This is a genomic window from Leptothoe sp. LEGE 181152 (assembly GCF_032906605.1).
GTDB lineage: Bacteria > Cyanobacteriota > Cyanobacteriia > Phormidesmidales > Phormidesmidaceae > Leptothoe > Leptothoe turfae.
Window position 1 is genome coordinate 179,189 of record NZ_JASATU010000066.1, and the last position, 21,442, is coordinate 200,630.

A 21,442-nucleotide genomic window follows, 5' to 3' on the forward strand; every position below is an offset into this window, starting at 1 on the left:
GTTTTTAGTTGCGAACAATCTCAAGCCCAATATCAAATACTCGCCCGATGACATCTTCTATGGGGGGATCGGTAACGGTTAAATCATGGACTGGCAATTGGGCTAACACTTGGGATACGGTTTTGGTCAGGTCTTCTCTACGCACTAAAAGAACAACTTTGCAACCATCGATAGACTGAATTTCACCATAGGGTTCTAAAGAGGCAGCGGGAATTTCTTGGGCAAGCTCAGCAGTCACTTCACGATAGGGGGCAAACTGCTCAATCAGACTGTTCAAAGACCCATCATAAATGAGTTGTCCTTGATAGATGAGTAAGACGCGATCGCAAAGCGCCGTAATATCAGCCATATAATGACTCGTTAGAACAATGGTTGCCTGGTAACGCCGGTTATAAGCCTGCAAAAAATTTCGCACCGCCATTTGGGCATTGACATCCAGTCCCAATGTGGGCTCATCTAAAAACAACACCTGAGGATGATGTAATAGAGCTGCTAACATTTCAGCCTTCATCCGTTCTCCCAAAGATAACTTACGGACAGGCTGTGTAAGTTTATCGGTCAGGTCAAGCATCTTAGACAGTTCATGGATGCGATCGCGTAGCTCTTGGTGGGATAGCCCATAGATCGCCCCATTAATCCGCAGTGAATCTAGGGTCGGTAAATCCCAAATTAGTTGCTGCTTTTGTCCCATGACCAGAGTGATGTGCTCCAAAAAAGAACGCTGACGCTGAAAGGGGATCTGCCCAGCCACGCTTACCTGGCCAGACGATGGATAAATTAATCCGGTCAGCATTTTTAACGTTGTGGTTTTACCGGCTCCATTGGGTCCCAAAAAACCAACCACTTCCCCTGGTTCTATGGAGAACGATACATTATTGACAGCCTTGACCTGACGATATTGACGCTGGAAAAAGTGACGTAATGTTCCAGCTAGGCCAGGTTGCTTAATGGCCACTGGATAGACCTTGGTTAGGTTTTTCACTTCTATAGCAGGCATAGGTTCTGTAACATAGTTAGTAGCAGGTTAGTAGCAATGAGTCTCTAGCCAATGAATTCTGGTGTGGACTCTTTATATGATGCAGCTTATATGATGCAGCAACAATCTGATTTAAGCTGGCGTATTGCAGGCTGCTAAATATTTTCCGTCAGCATCGAAAGTCGATGTCGGTGTGAATACTAAGCACGACAACAGTCAACTGCATAGAAGAAAACCGATAAATCATCGGATAGAATACCTCAAAGCATTGAGCACCTCTTCTAACTTACGGTCAGGCGCAGTAGTGTCTATTTTTGATTTTTTTCAAACCCCCTAGTCACTGATAGGACAATTGAACTACAATACATTTGTCCTATACGATGTTGACCCATGGCTGTCCGCAAACCCCACGGAACTGTACTCAGCTTCATCGAAGCGTACTGGCGCAAACATCAGAACAGCCCTACGGTGAGAGAAATTACCACCGGTACAGCTCGCTCCCATGGCAGCATTCAAAACAGTCTGAAATGGTTAGAGCGAAACCAATATATTACTCGTCGCAAACGTACATCACGGGGTATTAAGGTCGTTAACTTCGAAGCCTACGACATTCCTCCCACTGAACTATCAGAGTTAGAAGGAATACCCATTCGCGGTGAAATTGCAGCCGGTTATTGCCACGAGCCTGCTACAGAAGACCATGGGTATCTCAACATTGAGTACAACGGGCGTAAGCCCAACGATTATGTCCTGAAAATTTCAGGAGATAGTATGGTGGGTGCCGGTATTCCTGATGGAGCCTATGTCGGCATTCGACCTGTAGCTGATGATTACCAACCTGGGCCTGGTGAGATTGTTGCAGTTTATGTGGAAGGCCAAGGTGCTACCCTAAAACATTTTTTTCAAAAAGAGTCAGTGGTTGTTTTAGAGGCTGCCAATCCTAAGTATGAGCCGCTGATCTTTGATCTGGATGATTGTGAGTTACGGGTGCAAGGGACTCACATTTTTACCCACTGGCAGTCAACAGCGCTTAGTTAAAAGACAGATAGGTTCACCCTAAACGCTGTCTCTTTTCTAGAACTGATCGATCAATTTTGTATCAGAAAGAACTTTGTATGCTGTAATTTTTTGAAGTTATCTACCGACAGGTGACTACTCTGTCCATAAGTTCATCCATGGGGTCCTTAATGGTGTAGATATGCATTGGTAATGCTGCAAGCCATGGCTGGAATGACCGTATAGGTGGGTTTTAACTGACTATCAGGTAGCCACAATAGACATGTTGCATTGTTATGAACTCCATAAGATGTGAGCAGGTTTAATCAAAAATTCTGGATTTGGTAAATTGCATGGGAATTCTATAGGTATAAGTTTCTTCGTCACTGATGCAGACTTCCCCCGGTCTGTATCCCTTTAGAACCATGCATCCAATCTTGAAAGACTGGTTACAGAACCTTGGCTGCCTTGTCCCCCTTGGATTTTTGGGCCTTTGCATGGCCTTCATTACGCATTGGGTATCTACAGAAACAGGCCCAGCCAGGATAGTGATTGTATGGCAAGCCAGAATTCTAGAAGGTCAGTATTTCGATAAGGTCACGATGGCGGCTTTCATTTTGCCCGCACTCATCGGCGCATGGCTAGTATATGTTAGCTTCCGTCGATTTTTGACAAGACTCGGCGTCTATGATCGGCCAACAAATGCAGGCTTTAAACGTCCCAATGAGAAAATATATCGCTGATTCGATTGCACACAATTGCTGATTTAGGAGATGTACCGATCTAGAGCTATGGCTATTTACCGGTGTTTCATACCTAAAGTCATCCTAAGGATCAGCAATGTCGACTGAACTAGTGGAGGGTGGCTACCCTACCTTTATCATTCTTAATATTATCCGTTAGCCAATGATGGGACCAAACAGGCTGAGTGAATAGCTTAGCCATGGTTGTACTGTCGACCGGCTTAGAGAAGAGATAACCCTGGCCTAATTGGCAGCCAAATGTTCTCAACTGCTGTAGCTGTAGATCTGTTTCAATGCCTTCGGCAACAATATCCATTCCTAGGGTATTTGCCAGGGTGACAATCGCTTGGAAGATACCGACATGTTTGGGATCTTGGCCCAGCTGATTCACAAAAGCTCGGTCGATTTTAAGGGTATCGACGGGAAACTGAGTGAGATAACTCAAAGAGGAATAGCCTGTACCAAAGTCATCGATGGCCAGTTGGATGTTTTGCGATCGCAATCTTTCCAGAATAGATGCAGCTGATTTACTACTCTCCATAATGGCACTTTCGGTAATCTCAAGTTGTAAGTTCTCAGGTTGCAGATCTGTGTCTGCTAACATCTGTTGAATGCGTTCTACCAGATCTGGTTGGGCGAACTGGCGTACCGAAAGGTTGACGCTTACCTTTAATTGCTCTAAAGACGGATGCTGCTGTTGCCACTGACGGAACTGTTCGCAAGCCTGACGCATCACAATTGCGCCTAAAGGAACAATTAATCCAGATGATTCAGCTGCTGGGATAAACTGGCTCGGTGGAATAAATCCCTGTTCAGGATGTTGCCAACGAACAAGCGCCTCCATGCCTCGGATTTCTCCAGTAGCAAGAGAGACAATGGGTTGATAATGAACAATAAACTCCTGGCGGTCAATAGCCTGTCTGAGATTACTCTCCAACTGCACCTTTTCCAATGCCTGATCGTGCATGTGGGCATTAAACACACAATACGCTGCTATATTCCCCTCCGTCCTCCCTGGCAAAGTTAAACCTAGAGAATAAGCCTGAGAACAGGCAATGCTAGCATCTCGCAGAATGTGATCCGCTCTAGAATACTGGGGTTGTCCTAGGGTTATCCCCCATTTTGTTTGCAAAAAGATCTGATGGTGCTCAATAATAAACACCTTTGATAACTCTCCCTGAGCTTGTTTAGCCATGGCTAAACAAGTTTTCTGAGCAATCTCTTGGTTAGCCGCAAGGCCCTGTAGCAACACCACAAATCGATCACTCCCAATTCTAGCGATTACTGCCTGATCAGAAAAACAATGGTTAAGACGATGTGCCACCTGTAACAGTAGATCGTCCCCTACCAAGTGGCCAAATGCATTGGTAATACGTTGAAAGCGTTCACACGTTAAGCTCAAAACAGCATAGGTTTCCGATAAAAAATGGGTTTGTTCCATCGCCTGTTCTAAAACTTTGACGAATCCAGGTAAATTGAAGCAATCCGTAAGCCGATCGTGGGTGGTTTGATAAATCAGCTTTTCTTGCACTCGCTGACGTTCGGCCATCTCTTCCTGGAGTTGCAGAGTGCGTTCCATAACCCGCTGCTCAAGTTGTTCATTGAGCACTTTTATCTCAGCCTGGGTCTGTTTAAGCGTTAAATGGGTAGAGATGCGGGCTAATACTTCCTCAAGTTGGAATGGTTTTGTGACATAGTCAACACCGCCAGATTCAAATGCTTTTACCTTATCGAGGGTCTCTCCCATAGCGCTGACAAAGATAACCGGAATCTCTTGAGTATTTTGACAACTTTTCAGTTGACGACAGATGGTATAGCCGTCCATATCTGGCATATTAATATCCAGCAAAATAAGATCAGGAGGGGCAGCTTCAATAGATTTCAGGGCCAATGCTCCACTAATAGCACAGCGAACCGTGTACCCTTGGCTAAGTAAAAGCTCGAACAATAGTTCAACATTTTGAAGAACATCATCAATCAACAGAATATTACCGGTCATATTTAGCTTTAAACATTACAAAAAGAGGAGCAATCAATCAAATCTTGATGTTTACAGCTTTTCAGTCACCCTTTTTAAGGTTTCTATCAGTTCTTGTAAGTGAATCGGTTTACTAATATAGCCATCCATGCCAGCGGCTAGAAATCGTTCTCGATCACCTTGCATGGCATTAGCTGTTAAGGCAATAATCTGTGGCCGTCGAATCAACGGCCATTGCTCACGAATTTTTGCTGTAGTAACTAATCCATCCATAGTGGGCATCTGCACATCCATAAAGATGACATCATAGGGATGTTGTTGCATTGCCTCAAGTACTTTACAACCATCGCTAACTATATCAGGTTGGTAACCTAACTTATTTAAGTATTGTTTGGCTAGCTGTTGATTTACCAGATTATCTTCTGCAACTAAAATCTTTAAAGGATGAGTTTGCCCAAAGGTAGGCTCTAATAATGTTGTTTTAGTTGGTTTAAAGTCTTCTTTAGGTTGTACCTTGCCAATCAGCACTTGGGTAAGCACATCGTACAAGCGAGATTGCCGAATTGGCTTATTGAGAAAAGCAGCAAAGTTAATGGCCTTAACCCTGTTTTCTGGAAGCTCTGGTCGGCCAATAGACGTCAACATAATTAATGGGACGGTTTGCCCATAGTCTCCCTGTAAACGAATATTATTGGCCACGGTTAAACCATCCATATTAGGCATTTGCATATCGAGGATAATGGCATCAAAATCAGACTGACAACTTAAAATACCTAATGCTTCATAGCCAGACTGTGCAGCGATTGGAACTATCCCCCAGGACTTAGTTTGTAAGGTTAAAATATCCCGATTAGTAGCATTATCATCCACAATGAGTACCCGCTTTCCCAATAGCTGATTATTTGGCTGTGGTGCTTGAGGCGTATCTTGTTCAGAGAATACTTGAACAGAAATCGAAAACGAAAAACATGAGCCCTCACCCACAACACTGGTTACGGACATCGCTCCCCCCATCAATTCACACAGTTTTTTACTAATCGCCAGTCCAAGACCAGTACCGCCATATTTACGAGTTGTAGACGAGTCTACTTGGCTAAAGGATTTAAAGAGACGATCCACTTTATTTGCAGGGATACCAATACCAGTATCTTGCACTAAAAAATGAATAGTTAGAAATTCGTCATTAGCTGATTGAGGATCAGATTCAGATGGCGTAGTGTGTACTTTAACAACAACCTCACCCTCATGGGTAAATTTGACAGCATTACCCACCAGATTAACTAAAATCTGCCGTAATCGAGTGACATCACCCACTAGGGTATTTGGCACATCTAAATCAACGACACAACAGAGCTCTAAATTTTTCTTTACAGCTTTGGGAGCCAATAGTTCTAGAGATTCTTCCACACAGGTGCGCAGATTGAAAGGTGCATGCTCTACATCAAGCTTGTTCGACTCAATTTTAGAGAAATCAAGAATATCGTTAATGAGTGTGAGTAGCGAACTACTACAGTTTTGAACTGTTTCAGCGAAATTACGTTGTTCAGAATCTAAATTGGTATCAAGTAGTAACTCAGTCATACCGATAATGCCATTCATCGGTGTACGAATTTCATGGCTTAATGTAGCCAAAAACTCACTCTTGGCTTTTTCTGCAGCCAGGGCCTCATCCCTGGCGATAGCAAGCTGTACCAAGTTTTCTTGTAGCTGATTCGTACGCTCTATTACACGTTGCTCGAGATTTTCATTGAGGGACTTGATTTCAGCGCGAGCTGATGTGAGAGCAAGATGATTTTTAACACGGGCTAGTACTTCTTCAATCTGAAAGGGCTTTGTTACATAATCCACACCCCCTACTTCAAAGGCCTTTACCTTATCTAAGGTTTCACCTAGAGCACTGATAAAAATAACTGGAATCTCTCGAAACCTTTCATCACACTGTAGCTGTCGGCAGACGGTGTAGCCGTCCATATCTGGCATATTGATATCCAACAAAATGAGATCAGGAGGTGCCGCCTCGATTGTCTTAAGGGCTAAGGGACCACTAATGGCACATCGTACCTTGTACTCCTGTTGGAGTAGAACCTCAAACAACAACTCTAAATTTTGAGGAGTATCATCAACCAACAGGATGTTAGTAGCCATATCTATCTATTTTGCTGTAAGAAATCAATTCATTTAACACGACAATTGATCAACCATGGTGAACTTCTAAAATGTCAGCTGTATAATCAGTAATCTTGTCAAATCTGAAACTATTCACCCAGGTTTGTAACTCATTTACTAATGCACCGTGGTCATCCACAACCTGCTGCAATAACTGGGACACAGCTTCACGATCAAGTTGTATAGAAGCTTCATGCAGTTTTATCAACCAATCTCGGGGCATTGCAGCTATTTGTTTATCAATGGGCTCATTAACTGCAACACTTGTAGAATTAACGTTCACAGATTCCTCTGATTTATCAGGCTCATCCCCTTCGTAGAGATAACGAACACCTAAATGCTGCTCAAGCTTTTCGAACAGGTTTTGTTCGCGAAAAGGCTTTCGCACATAGTCATCACAACCAGCCTCTAGAGCCATTGTGCGATGGTCCTCAAAGGCAAATGCTGTCAATGCAATAATAATTGTTGAATGTTTTTTCCCTGATGGTTGATTTTTTTCAAGGTCTCGAATATGGCGGGTGGCCTCAAGACCATCCATCACAGGCATTCGCATATCCATCCAAATCAAGTGAGGCTGCCACTCTTTCCAACATTCAACTCCTTCCATGCCATTGGTAGCGACCTGCACTTCAAAACCGACCAGTTCTAGCACTCTGGTTAACAATTGCTGATTTTCCTCAACGTCTTCCACAATTAAAAGACGGCAGGTGTCTTGATCTGGTGCTAGCCCGACAACATGCTTTACTTCTGCGGATGCTACCTTAACATCAATGGCTTCTACCATTTGCATTGGCACCGAAAATTGAAACGTTGACCCTTGCCCTAACTGGCTTGATACGGTTAGATCCCCTCCCATAAGGCGCACATAACGGCGACTAATGGCTAAACCTAAGCCAGTGCCTTGTTGACTATTGCGACCTACTTCTGTCTGCTCAAATGGCTCAAAGATTACGGTCAAATTTTCCTCCGAAATACCAAGTCCAGTGTCTTCAACTGCAAACTTAAATCGATAAGATTGAGCCTGTGAGGAATCTGGCAAAGTCTTAACTTGAAGTTTCACGCTCCCTTCTTTAGTGAATTTGACGGCATTACTCAACAAATTTAGTAACACCTGACGTAACTTGCGCTCATCCGCTTTAACGTACCGAGGAAGATCAGATGGATAATCAAAGACAAAATGTAAATTTTGGGCTTTAGCTCGTATACTGAGCATGTCGTGGAGCGTCTGCAAAAAGTGATGCAAATCAAACGCCACCGGCTCAATTAAAGTCTGTCCTGCTTCAATTTTTGCCATTTCCAGAACATCATTAATCAGCGAAAGTAAATGTTCGCCACTGCGGTTAATAGTGTCTAGTGTTCGTTTTTGATTAGGGGTTACATCTTTCTCTCGAGCCATCAGCTCACTAAAGCCTAAAATAGCATTTAGTGGTGTTCTCAACTCATGACTCATACTGGCCAAAAACTCACTTTTTGCTCTATTAGCTGCAATTGACTGATCTAAAGCTTCAGCCAACTTCACCCAATTTTCCTGTAGCTGATCCGCCATTCGATTCAGGGCATTGCCCACTTGGCCAATCTCATCTGGACAGCCAATTTCAATTCGTTGATCAAGGTTTCCCTCTTCAAACCCCTGGGCAAATTTCCTCAATGATGTCAAAGGCTTATAGACCTGACGATTAAATAGGGCAATCGTCAGCAGCGCTAGTAAGAAACTTACTAATAAGGCCCTTATAATACTTTCTAAGGCAGCTTTAACACTTTCTGAGCGCACTCGTTGGGTGGAGTACCCTAATCGAATCTGCCCCAAGGGCTTACCAAAAGACTCAATCGGTAATTGCACCTGATGCACATAGGGTAATTGATCAACCTTTACCAACAACCCTAATAAATCATCAGACTGAGTCTCAGACTCTGAAGCAACAAGTTTGATTAAAGGTTGTTCACGATTGAGATACTGGGTCAATAACTCCCCATCATGACTAATTATTACACTGTAAACAATGTCACTGTCTTCAGTTGCCTGTTGCATCATTGTTTCCAAGTATAGAAAGTCAAGGTCAAAAACTGCTTCTGGAGCAACACCACGCAAAAAGTCAGCTCTGCTTTCAACTTGAGTACGCAGATTAGTCATCTGCTGTGTTTGGTTACGAGAGATTTGTAATAGACTAAACACCAATTGCACTGCTAACACAAACGAGCTAGCAATTGTCAAATAGCGCAATGCCACACTATTCTGAAATTTAAGCACCAAAAACTTTCGAAGATTTTTCATGGCTTGCAGCTCTAAAACCAGTCCATAGGGATCTTAAAATTTCAGACAGCAGGTCTCTTAACAAAGGTATTCTTCCTTAATTTGCATCCCAGCTTTTTAGCTGTAGGGTTTCAATCAAGTTATCGAGACGGCTATAGTCGACAGCTGGCACAAATCCTTCTACTCGTAGAGATTCTAGGGCGGGATGATCGCTCGGTATACTTATGAGTGCTGACTGCACCTGTTCAACGAGTTGAGGGTCGGTATCTGGTAATTTAGCAATAGGCCATTCAGGATACAGGTCTGTGGTGTGGGAATAAAAGAAATCATCCTCTACCACGTCAATAATGCGGACTTCATCTTGGCTAGTTAGTAGGCCTTTTTTAACCATTTTCTCAAGCTGTCCTGTACGAATAAACCCTACATCGATGGTGTTATTCAGTAATGCCAAGACAATGTTATCTTGAGATTTATTTTCGACAAAACTACTGAAATCTTTGTAAGGGTCAAAGCCGTTTTGCAACAGGTGATAAATCTGAAAGGTACATCCTGCTGCTGCTGTTTGAAAATTAACACAGGCTGCTTTTCGGCCTTTCAGGTCTTGGATAGATGTAATATCACTATCAGCATTGACGACAATCAGACCGCTAAACTGAGCACCGGTTTTAGGGCGAGTGTGGGTCACCAAGAACTCAGTGTCATAAAGTCGCTGAATCTGTACGGCAGCCAAGGGATTATTCGTAGTGAAATCTAATGCTTCTTCTGCAACCTTAGTGAACTGACTTTCTTGAGATAAGATAACTAGCTCAACAGGTCGACCAATCTCAGTTGATAGATAATTGAGCAGGGGGCCGTAGCGCTCGTTTACAGAGACCGCACTGTCAATGGCTAATACTCCAAAGTATACGGGGTCTCCGGTTACAGGAGCAGCATTTTGTGTTGGTTGGGTATCCGTAATCTCCACATCTGTGGAATCAAGCACAGGCACACCGCAAGCTATTCCCAAGCTCAGTAAAACTAAAGGCACTACCTGCAAACGAATACACCTGGAGAGGGTAAAGCGCATGGGTTGGAAATGAATACGAACGACAGAGGTCGGCAACAAACTGAGTAATAAATCAAGCTGCCCTATTATTAATAGTGCCTCCGGCGTTTTGCAAACTAACAGGGAGGATGCGATTAAGGCCAGGACTTATTTTTGAACGGTAGTAGCACAGGTACAGACCCTAGGCGAGCAGGCCAGAGCCAGTTACAGAGGGGAACGAGGTAGAGATACACCGCAAACGGAATGAAGCCCGGACCAGCCATCAGTAATGTGGCGGGGACTAACCCCGCAATGTTCCAGGGAATCATGGGTGCCAGCACAACGGCTGTGTTCTCTAGATCAATGGCTACTTGCTGGGCGTTATGGCCCTGTTGTTTATATTGACGCGATACCAGCTGATGGGTAAGTAAAATAGTAATGGTTTGGGTGCAGCCAAAGGCTCCTGAAAGCAGGCTAATTAAGGTTGTGCCCGCAAAGAGAGTACGCTGTTGTTGCGCTATGCGTAACCAACGTCCTACACGGTCCAGGCTATGGGTATTGCTCAAGAGTCCTGATAGGGCGGTTGACAATAAAACAACAGCACAAACTTTTAGCATGGGCCATAAACCGCCGCCCAACAAAATAGTATCTAGTTCGGAACTAGATTCCAGTCGAAAACCCCATAGGGTAAAGCGGAGAATATCTGTAAGAGAATAGTGTTGCAGACCGATCGCTAAGATAACGGCCACGCCCCAACCTAGACTGATCGTAAGTTTTACATTCACGCGTATCGCTGCCAGTGCCAACACCAGTAACGCCGGAACAAATGTTACACCATGGAGATCAAACGTAGCTGCAATTTGTCGACTAATGTCGGACTGTTGAGAGATTTCTAATGGATAGAACCAGGAAAATATGCCATAGGTCAGTAACGTTAGTGATAGGGGCAGCAGAGACGTTAACAGCATTTGTTTCAGATTCTGGTAAATGCGTGTGTCAGTAACTGTTGCGATCAAATGGGCACTGGAGGAAAGCGGAGAACACCGATCACCCACATAAGCTCCGGCAATAATGGCCCCAGCCACCAAATTAAGCTGGGGCATACCGCTGCTGCGGGCCATGATCATCAAGGCTAAACCAATGGTGCCAGCAGCCCCAAAGGAGGTGCCAAGTAAGGTGGATACTAATGCGGTCAAGATAAAGGCCGACAGTACAAAGTAGTGGGGGGCAATCAGCTGGGTGCCGTAGTAAACAAGGGCTGGTACGGTACCCCCAGCGAGCCAACTACTCATGAGGGCACCAATGAGTAGCAAAATGCTAAACACAGGCCAGGACTGTCTAGCTCCTTGCCAACAGAAACGTAGGAGTGTCAGTAGCCCATAGCCGCGATGTAGGTGGATAAGGATGAATAGTGCGATCGCACCCGCCAATGGCCACACTAGCGCTATTCCCTGTAGTGCACTGATCAACAGCAATGCAAATGCAGCTAACAAGCCAAATACAATATCCATAGAGGCATCCAATATTGGTTGATTTACCCATCCCATCCATTATGCGTCTGACAGTTCTCAGCTTTGCCAGGCCCTAATGGATTTTTTGCGCAATCGGAGAATTTTTAGATAGATTTATTGCCTTAAATCAGCAACCGCTAAGCTTTTTCCCAGCCTATTCATAATTTCGTTGACTATAATGCCTCTGCTGGCAGCTTAGCCCGCCTAACAACATCAGTATTAAATACATGAGCCTGTCTGACATTGTCACCAATGCCTATGACTTAATCCTATGCATCATTGCCCTTTATAGCTTCCACAGGCTACTAATTATCTGGCGGTTCTACCATTATCGACATCAAGCATCGCAGCCGCAGCAGTATTACACCGACGCCACGCTACCAAAAGTCACCGTCCAACTGCCCATCTTTAATGAAATGTATGTGGTAGAGCGACTACTAAAAGCTGTTGGTGAGCTGAACTATCCGATCGACAAATTAGAAATCCAGGTGCTTGACGACTCAACGGATGAAACTCAAGAGGTCTGTCAGCAACAGATAGAGCAGCTCAGACAACAGAATCTGGATATTCATCATATCCATCGCCAGCAGCGGCAAGGCTTTAAAGCAGGAGCCCTAGCCCATGGTTTAAACCTGGCAAAGGGGGAACTTGTCGCCATTTTTGACGCTGACTTTGTTCCACCACCAGACACATTGCTCAAAATGGTGCACTATTTTTCAGCCCCCCAGGTGGGCATGGTGCAGGCTCGCTGGGGGCATCTAAACCGTGGCTATTCTCAGCTAACGGAATTACAGGCGCTGATGTTAGACGGACACTTTGTAGCCGAGCAAACCTCTCGCAGCCGCACAGGCTGTTTTTTTAACTTTAATGGCACCGCTGGCACTTGGCGGATCAATGCCATTAGAGATGCAGGCGGTTGGCAACATTCTACGGTTACCGAAGATTTAGATCTGTCTTATCGAGCTCAAATGCAAGGGTGGCGGTGTATCTACTTACCAGATATCAGGGTACCTGCAGAGTTACCCATGGAGATGAATTCATTTAAATCCCAGCAGTTTCGCTGGGCTAAGGGATCTAGCCAGGTGGCAAAGCTGCTATTGCCGTCTCTTTTACGGGCTGACTTCCCGGCCCATATTAAATGGGAGGCCTTCTTTCATTTGACCAACAACTTCAACTATCTGTTGATGTTGCTGATGCTTCTACTCTCTTTGCCATATCAGCTCTATGTTATGCCTTACCGTTGGCAGTATGCCATATTCTTCTACGTACCACTGTCTTTAGTAACCTGCATTAGCTTAGTCAGCTTTTATTTAATCTCCTTACAACAGCCCAGGAAAAAACTGTTTTCCTGGGATATATTACGGAACCTGTTTTTACTAATGGGCGTAGGCATTGGCCTTAGCATCAATCAGTCCCTGGCTGTGTGTGATGGTCTGTTGCGTAACAATAGGGATTTTATCCGCACACCCAAGCATGGTGTGATTGGCAAAAAGGAAAGCTGGATCGACAAGAAGTATCGAGCGGCTAAAAATTGGGTGCCCTATTTAGAGCTGGCGATGATCGTGTATTTGGTGCTGACGATTGCGATCGCATTCACCAATCACCACTACTTCTCACTTCCTTTCTTGGTGCTATTCCTGACAGGCTATGTCTACACATTCAGCCTGAGCGTGTTTCAAACTCGTTAGTCGCTAAGCTTAGTCACCGCCAGCCGTAGCCCTAACAAAATTAATAACGCTCCCGTTACCCGCTCTAACCAGTGAGATACATCCATTAACAGCTGTTTTACCCATCGCTGAGAAATTAATAATGCTAGTAAAGAGAACCAAACAAGGGATTGTAATGCCACGGTGCCACCATAAAGAGCCTGAGCTGCGAATGGTGTTTCTGGCTGCACAATTTGAGTGAATAGGGCTAAGAAAAACAGTGTAGCTTTGGGGTTTAGTAAATTGCCAAACAACCCCAATCGAAAAGCAGCAAATGCACTGACAATCCGTCGATTATCTTGTAGAGATTCGGTTCTGACAGGTTTGGCCTGTAGAGATTTGATGCCCAGGTAAATTAGATACCCAGCCCCCAGCAGCTTGAGCCCATTGAATAACAAAATGGATTGGGAAATCAGTGCGCCAATGCCAATTAAACAGTATGTGGCGTGAATGGTATTCCCCAAACCAATACCCACAGCCGTGTATACACCTGCCCGTCGCGAATAGGCTAGACTACTCCGCAATGTCAGCGCAAAATCGGGTCCAGGGGTGATAACAGCCACCAAACCCATAATAAATACCGTTAACCATCCAGCCCAAAATGTCATAAGTCTAGCCTAAATCTCATCAGATATAGCTTAGGCCAGAGCAACTGCGTTTGCAGAGTAAATCAACACCAACTGCCTAGTCAATAGATTGTATATCAAAGACCCCGAAGTCATTTAGGGCCTCGTACTGGGCATCTGATAAAAATATATATCCAGAGAGGGTATCGTATTGGTCTTTCAACTGATAGAACCTTCCCTCTAAATTTTCCCTAGCAGTAGTCGTTGCGACAAATAAAACGATGTCCGAAATTGACGCCCATTCATTATCTGCCTGGAAGGATTTGCTATAGCGATTACCATTCACATCAAATGAATACCGTTCAGTTTGAGACACCTCATCATAGACAAGCTCAAAATTAGAAGGCTGAAACGCTCCGCGTGAGATGTCTGCTAAGGCTAGCGTTAGTTCTTGATATAGCCCATCACCTTCACCCGACAGACTAAAAATGTTGTAAATCACATCATCAAACACACTGAGAATTTGACCACTGTGCGTAACATAGTTTTGAGCCAGACGGCCTTTACCAAGCGCGATTTGTTCATCATTCAAATGGCTTAGAACACCAGTTGTTTCTAGCGAGTCTACTATTTTGCCAACGACTTCACTACGTAAACCAGGTTGCTCACTGTATAAACTACTGTCGCTAAAGGCAATGTGGTTTCTGTCAAAGAAATTCGCTTTTTGGTCTTCGGTGAGAGCAATAAATCCTAGCCGATTGTCATTAGACTCAAGCGTTCTTACATCTGTAAATACCCTTGGGTCGAATGATGGACCAATCGTATAGAGGCGATAGGGAGAGTTTTGATCACGTAAAACCTGATTAAAGAAGGCAGACAATTCTTCAAAGTAGATATCATAGTCACCTTTTATCTCTTCGAGCAGAGCATACACACCAGCCTGTTGATAGGTACGATTGCTAAACTTAGCTGAGATCGCTAGCTCGCAGTGAAATCGGCAATCGTCGGCCCACAACGGTACCACGTCATCTAGTTCCTCTTTAATGTCTTCGCCGTCCACTGAAACCAAAGTCCCATGGGCAATAAAAGGGCCAGACCCACTAAAGTAGCTGGCTCCTTCAACTGCGTCTACTACTTGAAAGGTACCGAAATCGTTCTCTAGGATATCTACCCCGTTCAGCATTTGGGCAACATCCTCATAGACTCGCGGCAAATACAGCTGAGGATGGGCAGGGTATTCATCCATATTCAACAGAGTTGCTTGGTCGATATAGTTAAAGAACTCAATCTCACTAGTGATTTGTTCTGTTTCTAATGCAGCCAAAAGATTTGTTTGAGACTCAGGTAAAAGAATAGTTGCTTGCTGCAGTGAGTCTAATCGTTCATTGATGTAAGGTGGCCGAAGATTTTCTAGAGTAATTGTTAAGTCTAGAGCCCTCTCATACAGTTCAAATGTGGATAGAATTTCGTAGTTTGAGAGCTTATTTTGTAAATGATCATATACAGATCTATCTAGAATGCCGGTACTATCAAGTTCTGCCAAGCGCTGGCTAAGTTGTTCTTCTACGTCTCCAAGATTAGTTATCCCCACACCGTGATGCTCTCCAAAAGATTCAGTAAAAACTCCCTGAACACTCTCGACTATAAGTGCTTCAAAGTCTTCACCATTTAAGCCATGTGCCGCTTCAAGTTCTCGAAAAAAGACTTCCTTCTTTTCAGCGGACAACCCATCTGTTGTCGATACTCCATAAGTCTCTTCAAACTCAGTGATAAATTCCATCAAGAAACTTGGTAGACGAGATAGAATACTTGCTGCTAGCGCGGAATCCTCAGTTGAAAGCTCTACATCTACATACTGTTCAGGCAAATAGCTGCCACTATTTTCTTCTAATGCATGTCCAGCGACTGCTGCCAAGAGCCTGGATTTACGATCGGTCACTCCCTGCTCAATCTCAATCAGTAGCCATTGATGATATCGCTCTGAGATTAATTCTGCCTGATACAGATTATTCGTAATCTCTATCAGAGCATTGGGAGTATCTACAGCTAGTGAGCCACTATTTGCCAGCTGCTCACCGAAGATTTGAATATTAATATCCGACGGTTTATCCCAATTTTCTTCAGCCTCTGCAACACGAACAAATTCACCTTCATTGCTAAAAACCAGCATCAGATTGTCGGCACCCTGCTGGGGTGAAACTCTGTACTGAGCACTAGTAGCATGGTTGTACCATCCATGCAGATAATCTCGCTTTTCTAGCGGACGTCCCATGCCTTGTACTGAAAAGTTATAGCGTCTACCGCCTTCAACAACCCAGTTCAAATCATAAAAATCAAGCTGCCAAACAGTGATATCTCGACCAAAATTATGGTAATTCGAGCCTGTAGCATTGGGATAGGTAACTCGGCTCAGCTCAATATTGGAATTATTGATCACACTTGAACCTTTGGTTAGCTCTCCCAAAGCTAGTACTGACAAAGGTTCAGCAGCTGGCAAGCCACCCAGCAATCTCACCTCACTAAACCAGTCACCCACTTCACCGGGTTCAGCCGGGAGATCGTCTTCTCGATAGCCCAGCACTACCCATGTGCGAATATGATCAATACGATAGCATTCTCCAAGTTCACCAATGGAAAAGTCGTCACCATAAAAATTTTGATTATCAAAGCCTGCGGCCCAACGGACATTACTACGCCCTTCTCCAGCCTCATTGTTAATGTGCTTGAAAGGTAATCCTCGATCAAACAATAGCTCTGCACGGGCAGATTGAGCTATCGATAAGACAAGTAACACTATCACACTCGCAAGCTTCATAACTCTAGCTCTATTGAGAATCTACCCCAATAATGGCACATCTTCTTTGAGCTAGCGCTATCGGAAACTTCTAATATCCGCCCAAAATTCCCTTGCGTTTTGCCTGGCGCTCAGCCCAGCCAAACACCAGTAAACCAATCCCAAAATAGGCCGCACCATTAATTAGGGCAATACCAAGCAAAGATATATCCAATCCTTCTCCACGAGCCATCAGATCACGCAGTAACCCTGTGCTTGGCAACATCGGCAAGAAATTTGCAACTATCCGAGCACGACCGCTCCATTCTTCAGTGGGGGCTGCCAGGAGGAACAATAAAGCAAACTGAAAGATTGGCAAAATCTGTTGCACACGCTTAAAAACCAATGCGCAGGACCCCATAACAAAAGCAAGACCGTAGGCTGCCATCAACAGTGTGAGCAATGGAAAAACTAGTCCTAACGGAAACGATAGTTGGCTGCCGGTAATGCTCATCAGGATAAACAGGATGAGGACAATGATGGTCATTCGTAGGGCTAGACTTGCGATCGCACGTGCAAAAAAGATTGTCGGGGCCGCAAAGGGTGACAGAAAAATCTGCTCTAGAGTCCCGGTCTGAGCCTCAGCCTGAATATTAAACGCAATGTCATTGACGATATATAGCGCCAGCGTCCACAGCACATAGCCCACCACGACAGAATCTAGACGATCACCAAAGTTGATCGCCGGACCAGCCATGTATTGTGCACTCACAAACAGACCGTAAAAAACGGTGGTGATAATAATTATCCCGCCAATGATCTCACTGGGGTAACGAATGAATTGAATCCACGTTCTTTTCAGCTCGCCGATAAGTAGGTTAAACATGCAAAATCTAGATGGGACAGGTTGTCTATATTTTCCTGATAATCCCACTCGCCTCCATAATATGACGCAAAATCAATCATTGAAAGTGGCTACAAATTCAACATCTTCGTATAGAGATGCCATGGAAAACCTTATATCTACACTCATCAGTTTAACCTCATCATCCTTACCAAACGGATGCAACACCCATAATCCTGACTCATTTTTCCGAAACACTTCAACCTGTTTCTGGGCTTGACTTACCAAAACATACTCTCGCAATGTTTCCAGATGTCGGTAATGCTCAAATTTTTTACCCCGATCCTTAGCCTCAGTGCTCTCTGAAAGAACTTCAATAATTAGAGTTGGATATTTTTTAAAGTATTTAAACTCTCGATCACGCTGATCGCAGCTCACCATCACATCAGGATAATAATAGTGATTGACCGCATCGATCTGAACTTTCATATCAGATCCATAGGTACGACAGTTGCTACCTCGCAAAGCACTTCGCAGTAAGGACGTAATATTAATTCCAATGGTGACATGCTCATCGCTGGCACCCGCCATCGCATAAACATCACCATCATGGTATTCATGTTTAACCAGGCTTGATTTCTCTGCCTCAAGATAGTCTTCTGGTGACAAATAATTAGACTGCTTGATGGCTACCATGGCAATGTTGTCTCAGATAAAACCGCTCCATTGTGGCCTACGGGCAAACCAAGGGGCTAACCTTAATTTGAATCACAAGCCTGATGAAATTATAGCGATTACCGATTGAGTTCACAGTCTATTAAATCCTAACCCTTTCTCTGTTCAAAAAAACTAGCTAAACTACCGACCGGCAAACGAAAGGGAGCGTAAGCAATCATCCAACCATCTCTCATTAGGCTGTTGCGCATAACATCATTGTAGAAGTCTTTTACAGGCATATACTTATTTAAAGTCCTTATTTTGTAGGGTAAGTCGGTAATTCTGCGGGAGCGCTATCGCCAACCATCAGTAGCATTAAGACCGTGCAGCGTTTGGAATGCGTGATCATATCTGCACCATAGCACTGACATCAGGGTTAAACATGAATACTGGCGATCGCCTATGAAACCATTTTTGTTGCTCATTGGTTGTACCCTAAGCAGTTTGGTAGTTGTCCATGCTGCCTGTGCGGGTACCTTCCACCAGGGTTGGCCCTACAGCATTGATGCGGCTAATGACGGGGTTGGGGGTGATGGCTATGGCCGCTTAATTGATCACAGCAACAGCGCTCAAGATATACCCGAATCATCCCCAATGGTTAGCGTGCTCGTCATTGGTCTGTTAGCAACCCTTGTTCATCGCGATTATCGTTAGCATCACGAATCAACGACAGAAATACATCGGTCAAATCAGCCCGATCTTGCCGAATCTCTCTAATGGGTAAAGGCCGAAGAATATCTAGTAATTCATAGAGGGCCTCGCCTGGAAAATGCACCTGATTATCATGCACAGTACCGCCAAGGTGCACAATTTTCTGGGTGCGCCCAACATCAATGGGTTGGCCACAGTCAATACGATAGGTTGTTCCAGAAAATTGTTGAATTAGGGAGAGTGTGGGTTGCTCTGTAATAATTTGGCCTTGACGAATAATGGCAACCCGATGTGAAAGTTCCTCAGCCACATCTAACTGATGGGTAGTCAGTAAGATAGCGCAACCCGCTGCCGCAATGTCTCGCACTAGGGTTTTCACAGTTTCACTAGCTTCCACATCCAGTCCCAGTGTGGGTTCATCTAACAATAACAGTGTAGGCTGATGTACTAAGGCAACTGCGATCGCAAGTTTTTGTTGCATCCCTCGCGACAGTTTTTGCACAGGTGTTTTACGTTTTTCGATGAGACCAAACTGTTCCAACAGTTGTTCACCGCGCTGTCGTGCCAAACGCCGAGGTACCTGCCGTAAACCACCAAAGTACTCAATATTTTCTAAAGGTGTTAACCGCCAGTAAAGATTACGATTACCTTCTAAAACGGCCCCAACGTGTTTAAGTGCGGCTGACTGACGATGGGGATCTAAACCATCAATGCTGACCTGCCCAGCGTCAGGTCGCACCAGACCGCCAATCATCTTGATGGTCGTTGTTTTGCCAGCACCGTTGGGCCCTAAAAACGCCAGCACCTCACCGGCACAGATGCGCAGCGAGACATCCCGCACTGCCTCAAATCTTCGCTTACCGCGACCATAGGATTTCTTCAGGTGTTGAACATCTAGGGTTACGCGGCTATCTAACTCGAACTGAGGCCCCATTAAACCCATAGGCAAAGAAAGCGTCATTAAGCGTTACTCCATCCACTTGTTTGCCGTCAGCATTGCCAACCCATGAATATTTAAGATTTTTTAATCGACAACCTTATCGTAACGCGAACAGTACACCGTTGCAGCGCTTAGGAAATTAGGTCACACCTGCATTAGCCCATGCTGAACACTAATGAAAAAGCTCTGGCAGTAATACCAGAGCCCTAGAGGAGCATATCGATTCTCGATGAGCTTGACGTAATGAGCTGGGTAACAGCAACCGATTAGTTAGATCCAACCAGAAGAATAGGGGTCGCCTTCATAGGGCTGCACACCAATAGTTGGATAGGCATCATCATTTGGACCGAAAATACGAATAGCTGCGCCAAAAATATAGTCAAAACTAGTCGCTAACCAACGAAGAACATGCATGATTCCTAACCTCTCAATGAGTATTAACTGGGGTGGGAAATATGTAGATACCTCAAATCAAGTCATTAGCTTTTAGTTAATTCAGCAACCTGAAGTTTGGGGTATCACTAATTGTGGCTAAACAAGGAAACGAGAGTTGCAAAAGATCAGTTTTAAGGAATAGTAATCTAGAGCAATGGAACTCTTTTACTATAATTTCTTGACCATTTGAACTGTTTGTATTTTAGGGTTCCAGCTCCACGTTAAACAACGGTAAGCAAAGACTTGAAAGCATTGTTCATATTACTTATCAAGCATTGATAGCAAGTTCCATAGTCGGTATTGATAGAATTAACAGTTAGAAATCTTGGTGGTTACAACTCTTGAGAGCTATTTTGATGGATGCAATCTATCCTTTATGTTGATTATATTTTTATTTAATCTAAAGGATGCTATATCCTATGTTTTGCCCAAGCATTGTCGCTGTCTAAGGGCATAAACGATCTTTAAAAACTTAATATTTCTCAATTGATAGTTTTTTTAGTAACTACAGAATTTTTTAGAATCTTTGAGTAATAAGTAATCGATAATAAAGGCACGATTGTTTACCCCCACGCCGTCCGTGTATAGGAGAATAGTCGCTATGTTTCAACGAATTTTAGTAGCTTTAGAGGGCAGTACCAGTAGCCGTAACGTCCTGGAAGAAGCTATTGCTTTAGCCAAGGCCAACGCTCGACTAAACCTTGTTACGGTCATTCCACCTATGGATGTTGGCTATCCCGAACCTATCTATTTAAGTATGGAAGGCATGCAGGGTGTTTGGACCAGCGAGTTATATCAAAGTCATATAGTTAGCTGGCAACAGCGCAAACAGGAAATTGAACACTGGCTGCGATCGCAAACGGAGTTTGTCCATCGCCAGGGTCTGAAGGCAGAATACGATTGCCCGCTGGGTACCGCTGGTACGGCCCTATGCGAGGTCGCAACCCGTTGGCAGGCTGACCTGATTATCATGGGTCGCCGCGGTCGCACTGGCTTTAGTGAGTTGTTACTGGGTAGCGTCAGCAACTATGTTATGCACCATGCCCCTTGTTCAGTGCTAACGGTCCAAGGCATTGGTCAACAAGCTATGGGGCATAGTGCTAAGGGGACTCCAAGCATTGCCACGCCTAGTATTACACCAAAAAATACATAGGCATCGATGGGT

Annotated in this window: 18 protein-coding genes and 1 pseudogene; 5 read left to right on the forward strand and 14 right to left on the reverse strand. The window is 44.3% G+C overall.

The window, feature by feature from the left end; all coding sequences use genetic code 11:
* Positions 1-4: 4 nt before the first annotated feature.
* A complete protein-coding gene (locus tag QGP82_RS31440) occupies positions 5-997 on the reverse strand; it encodes an ABC transporter ATP-binding protein (protein WP_163703235.1) in 993 nt (330 codons plus the stop codon).
* 369 nt (positions 998-1,366) lie between these two features.
* Here QGP82_RS31440 and QGP82_RS31445 point away from each other — a divergent pair, with 369 nt between their 5' ends.
* Both QGP82_RS31445 and QGP82_RS31450 read left to right on the forward strand, forming a co-directional pair.
* Positions 1,367-2,014, forward strand: a complete 648-nt coding sequence (locus QGP82_RS31445; protein ID WP_163669684.1) for a LexA family protein — start codon at positions 1,367-1,369, stop codon at positions 2,012-2,014.
* A 455-nt stretch (positions 2,015-2,469) separates the two neighbouring features.
* Positions 2,470-2,715 (forward strand): hypothetical protein, encoded by a 246-nt coding sequence (locus QGP82_RS31450; RefSeq protein WP_163669686.1) that lies wholly within the window; start codon positions 2,470-2,472, stop codon positions 2,713-2,715.
* Between the two features lie 109 nt (positions 2,716-2,824).
* Here QGP82_RS31450 and QGP82_RS31455 read toward each other — a convergent pair whose 3' ends face one another.
* The 6 genes and pseudogenes from QGP82_RS31455 to QGP82_RS31480 form a co-directional block, all read right to left on the reverse strand.
* The gene (locus QGP82_RS31455; protein ID WP_499062084.1) at positions 2,825-3,682 is read right to left on the reverse strand and encodes a putative bifunctional diguanylate cyclase/phosphodiesterase; all 858 of its coding nucleotides are present in this window, start codon (positions 3,680-3,682) and stop codon (positions 2,825-2,827) included.
* Between the two features lie 132 nt (positions 3,683-3,814).
* Positions 3,815-4,714: pseudogene (locus QGP82_RS31460) on the reverse strand (response regulator); the annotation flags it as partial.
* 51 nt (positions 4,715-4,765) lie between these two features.
* Positions 4,766-6,838, reverse strand: coding sequence for a response regulator (locus QGP82_RS31465; RefSeq protein ID WP_499061992.1), 2,073 nt, complete (start codon positions 6,836-6,838; stop codon positions 4,766-4,768).
* A 49-nt stretch (positions 6,839-6,887) separates the two neighbouring features.
* A complete protein-coding gene (locus QGP82_RS31470) occupies positions 6,888-9,131 on the reverse strand; it encodes an ATP-binding protein (RefSeq protein WP_499061993.1) in 2,244 nt (747 codons plus the stop codon).
* A 76-nt stretch (positions 9,132-9,207) separates the two neighbouring features.
* Positions 9,208-10,176 carry a phosphate/phosphite/phosphonate ABC transporter substrate-binding protein gene (locus tag QGP82_RS31475; RefSeq protein ID WP_499061994.1) on the reverse strand — a complete coding sequence of 323 codons (969 nt, stop codon included), beginning with the start codon at positions 10,174-10,176 and terminating at the stop codon, positions 9,208-9,210.
* Between the two features lie 113 nt (positions 10,177-10,289).
* The gene (locus QGP82_RS31480) at positions 10,290-11,645 is read right to left on the reverse strand and encodes a Na+/H+ antiporter NhaC family protein (protein ID WP_499061995.1); all 1,356 of its coding nucleotides are present in this window, start codon (positions 11,643-11,645) and stop codon (positions 10,290-10,292) included.
* 227 nt (positions 11,646-11,872) lie between these two features.
* Here QGP82_RS31480 and QGP82_RS31485 point away from each other — a divergent pair, with 227 nt between their 5' ends.
* Positions 11,873-13,333: a glycosyltransferase gene (locus QGP82_RS31485; protein ID WP_499061996.1), complete on the forward strand. Its 1,461-nt coding sequence runs from the start codon at positions 11,873-11,875 to the stop codon at positions 13,331-13,333.
* Here QGP82_RS31485 and QGP82_RS31490 read toward each other — a convergent pair.
* The 5 genes from QGP82_RS31490 to QGP82_RS31510 all read right to left on the reverse strand — a co-directional run bounded on the left by QGP82_RS31490 (position 13,330) and on the right by QGP82_RS31510 (position 18,490).
* On the reverse strand, positions 13,330-13,959 hold the full coding sequence (locus QGP82_RS31490) for a LysE family transporter (RefSeq protein WP_163669705.1): 630 nt from the start codon (positions 13,957-13,959) through the stop codon (positions 13,330-13,332). The two genes, QGP82_RS31485 and QGP82_RS31490, sit on opposite strands and share 4 nt — an antisense overlap.
* 76 nt (positions 13,960-14,035) lie before the next feature.
* Positions 14,036-16,732, reverse strand: a complete 2,697-nt coding sequence (locus QGP82_RS31495; protein ID WP_499061997.1) for a hypothetical protein — start codon at positions 16,730-16,732, stop codon at positions 14,036-14,038.
* A 70-nt stretch (positions 16,733-16,802) separates the two neighbouring features.
* Entirely contained in the window at positions 16,803-17,576 is a 774-nt protein-coding gene (locus tag QGP82_RS31500; protein ID WP_163697995.1) for an ABC transporter permease, read from the reverse strand.
* A 72-nt stretch (positions 17,577-17,648) separates the two neighbouring features.
* On the reverse strand, positions 17,649-18,230 hold the full coding sequence (locus QGP82_RS31505; RefSeq protein ID WP_499061998.1) for a Uma2 family endonuclease: 582 nt from the start codon (positions 18,228-18,230) through the stop codon (positions 17,649-17,651).
* 128 nt (positions 18,231-18,358) lie between these two features.
* Complete coding sequence (locus QGP82_RS31510) at positions 18,359-18,490, reverse strand: element excision factor XisH family protein (protein ID WP_499061999.1); 132 nt, start codon at positions 18,488-18,490, stop codon at positions 18,359-18,361.
* Positions 18,491-18,653: 163 nt separating this feature from the next.
* Between QGP82_RS31510 and QGP82_RS31515 the strand changes: the two genes are divergently transcribed.
* Positions 18,654-18,905, forward strand: coding sequence for a hypothetical protein (locus QGP82_RS31515; protein ID WP_499062000.1), 252 nt, complete (start codon positions 18,654-18,656; stop codon positions 18,903-18,905).
* Here the strand turns inward: QGP82_RS31515 and QGP82_RS31520 are convergent.
* Entirely contained in the window at positions 18,862-19,863 is a 1,002-nt protein-coding gene (locus QGP82_RS31520; protein ID WP_499062001.1) for an ABC transporter ATP-binding protein, read from the reverse strand. The genes QGP82_RS31515 and QGP82_RS31520 overlap by 44 nt on opposite strands.
* Positions 19,864-20,112: 249 nt before the next feature.
* Positions 20,113-20,256 carry a hypothetical protein gene (locus QGP82_RS31525; protein ID WP_163669737.1) on the reverse strand — a complete coding sequence of 48 codons (144 nt, stop codon included), beginning with the start codon at positions 20,254-20,256 and terminating at the stop codon, positions 20,113-20,115.
* 622 nt (positions 20,257-20,878) lie between these two features.
* Between QGP82_RS31525 and QGP82_RS31530 the strand changes: the two genes are divergently transcribed.
* Positions 20,879-21,430, forward strand: coding sequence for a universal stress protein (locus tag QGP82_RS31530; protein WP_499062002.1), 552 nt, complete (start codon positions 20,879-20,881; stop codon positions 21,428-21,430).
* The last annotated feature ends 12 nt before the right edge of the window (positions 21,431-21,442 follow it).

What these genes read in the sequence shown, in the direction of transcription:
- QGP82_RS31515 (WP_499062000.1), top strand. Translation starts at nt 18,654, where the DNA reads ATGAAACCATTTTTGTTGCTCATTGGTTGTACCCTAAGCAGTTTGGTA.
- QGP82_RS31440 (WP_163703235.1), bottom strand. Translation starts at nt 997, where the DNA reads ATGCCTGCTATAGAAGTGAAAAACCTAACCAAGGTCTATCCAGTGGCC.
- QGP82_RS31500 (WP_163697995.1), bottom strand. Translation starts at nt 17,576, where the DNA reads ATGTTTAACCTACTTATCGGCGAGCTGAAAAGAACGTGGATTCAATTC.
- QGP82_RS31450 (WP_163669686.1), top strand. Translation starts at nt 2,470, where the DNA reads ATGGCCTTCATTACGCATTGGGTATCTACAGAAACAGGCCCAGCCAGG.
- QGP82_RS31505 (WP_499061998.1), bottom strand. Translation starts at nt 18,230, where the DNA reads ATGGTAGCCATCAAGCAGTCTAATTATTTGTCACCAGAAGACTATCTT.
- QGP82_RS31485 (WP_499061996.1), top strand. Translation starts at nt 11,873, where the DNA reads ATGAGCCTGTCTGACATTGTCACCAATGCCTATGACTTAATCCTATGC.
- QGP82_RS31480 (WP_499061995.1), bottom strand. Translation starts at nt 11,645, where the DNA reads ATGGATATTGTATTTGGCTTGTTAGCTGCATTTGCATTGCTGTTGATC.
- QGP82_RS31455 (WP_499062084.1), bottom strand. Translation starts at nt 3,682, where the DNA reads ATGCACGATCAGGCATTGGAAAAGGTGCAGTTGGAGAGTAATCTCAGA.
- QGP82_RS31510 (WP_499061999.1), bottom strand. Translation starts at nt 18,490, where the DNA reads ATGCCTGTAAAAGACTTCTACAATGATGTTATGCGCAACAGCCTAATG.
- QGP82_RS31445 (WP_163669684.1), top strand. Translation starts at nt 1,367, where the DNA reads ATGGCTGTCCGCAAACCCCACGGAACTGTACTCAGCTTCATCGAAGCG.
- QGP82_RS31495 (WP_499061997.1), bottom strand. Translation starts at nt 16,732, where the DNA reads ATGAAGCTTGCGAGTGTGATAGTGTTACTTGTCTTATCGATAGCTCAA.
- QGP82_RS31490 (WP_163669705.1), bottom strand. Translation starts at nt 13,959, where the DNA reads ATGACATTTTGGGCTGGATGGTTAACGGTATTTATTATGGGTTTGGTG.
- QGP82_RS31530 (WP_499062002.1), top strand. Translation starts at nt 20,879, where the DNA reads ATGTTTCAACGAATTTTAGTAGCTTTAGAGGGCAGTACCAGTAGCCGT.
- QGP82_RS31470 (WP_499061993.1), bottom strand. Translation starts at nt 9,131, where the DNA reads ATGAAAAATCTTCGAAAGTTTTTGGTGCTTAAATTTCAGAATAGTGTG.
- QGP82_RS31525 (WP_163669737.1), bottom strand. Translation starts at nt 20,256, where the DNA reads ATGCATGTTCTTCGTTGGTTAGCGACTAGTTTTGACTATATTTTTGGC.
- QGP82_RS31475 (WP_499061994.1), bottom strand. Translation starts at nt 10,176, where the DNA reads ATGCGCTTTACCCTCTCCAGGTGTATTCGTTTGCAGGTAGTGCCTTTA.
- QGP82_RS31465 (WP_499061992.1), bottom strand. Translation starts at nt 6,838, where the DNA reads ATGGCTACTAACATCCTGTTGGTTGATGATACTCCTCAAAATTTAGAG.
- QGP82_RS31520 (WP_499062001.1), bottom strand. Translation starts at nt 19,863, where the DNA reads ATGACGCTTTCTTTGCCTATGGGTTTAATGGGGCCTCAGTTCGAGTTA.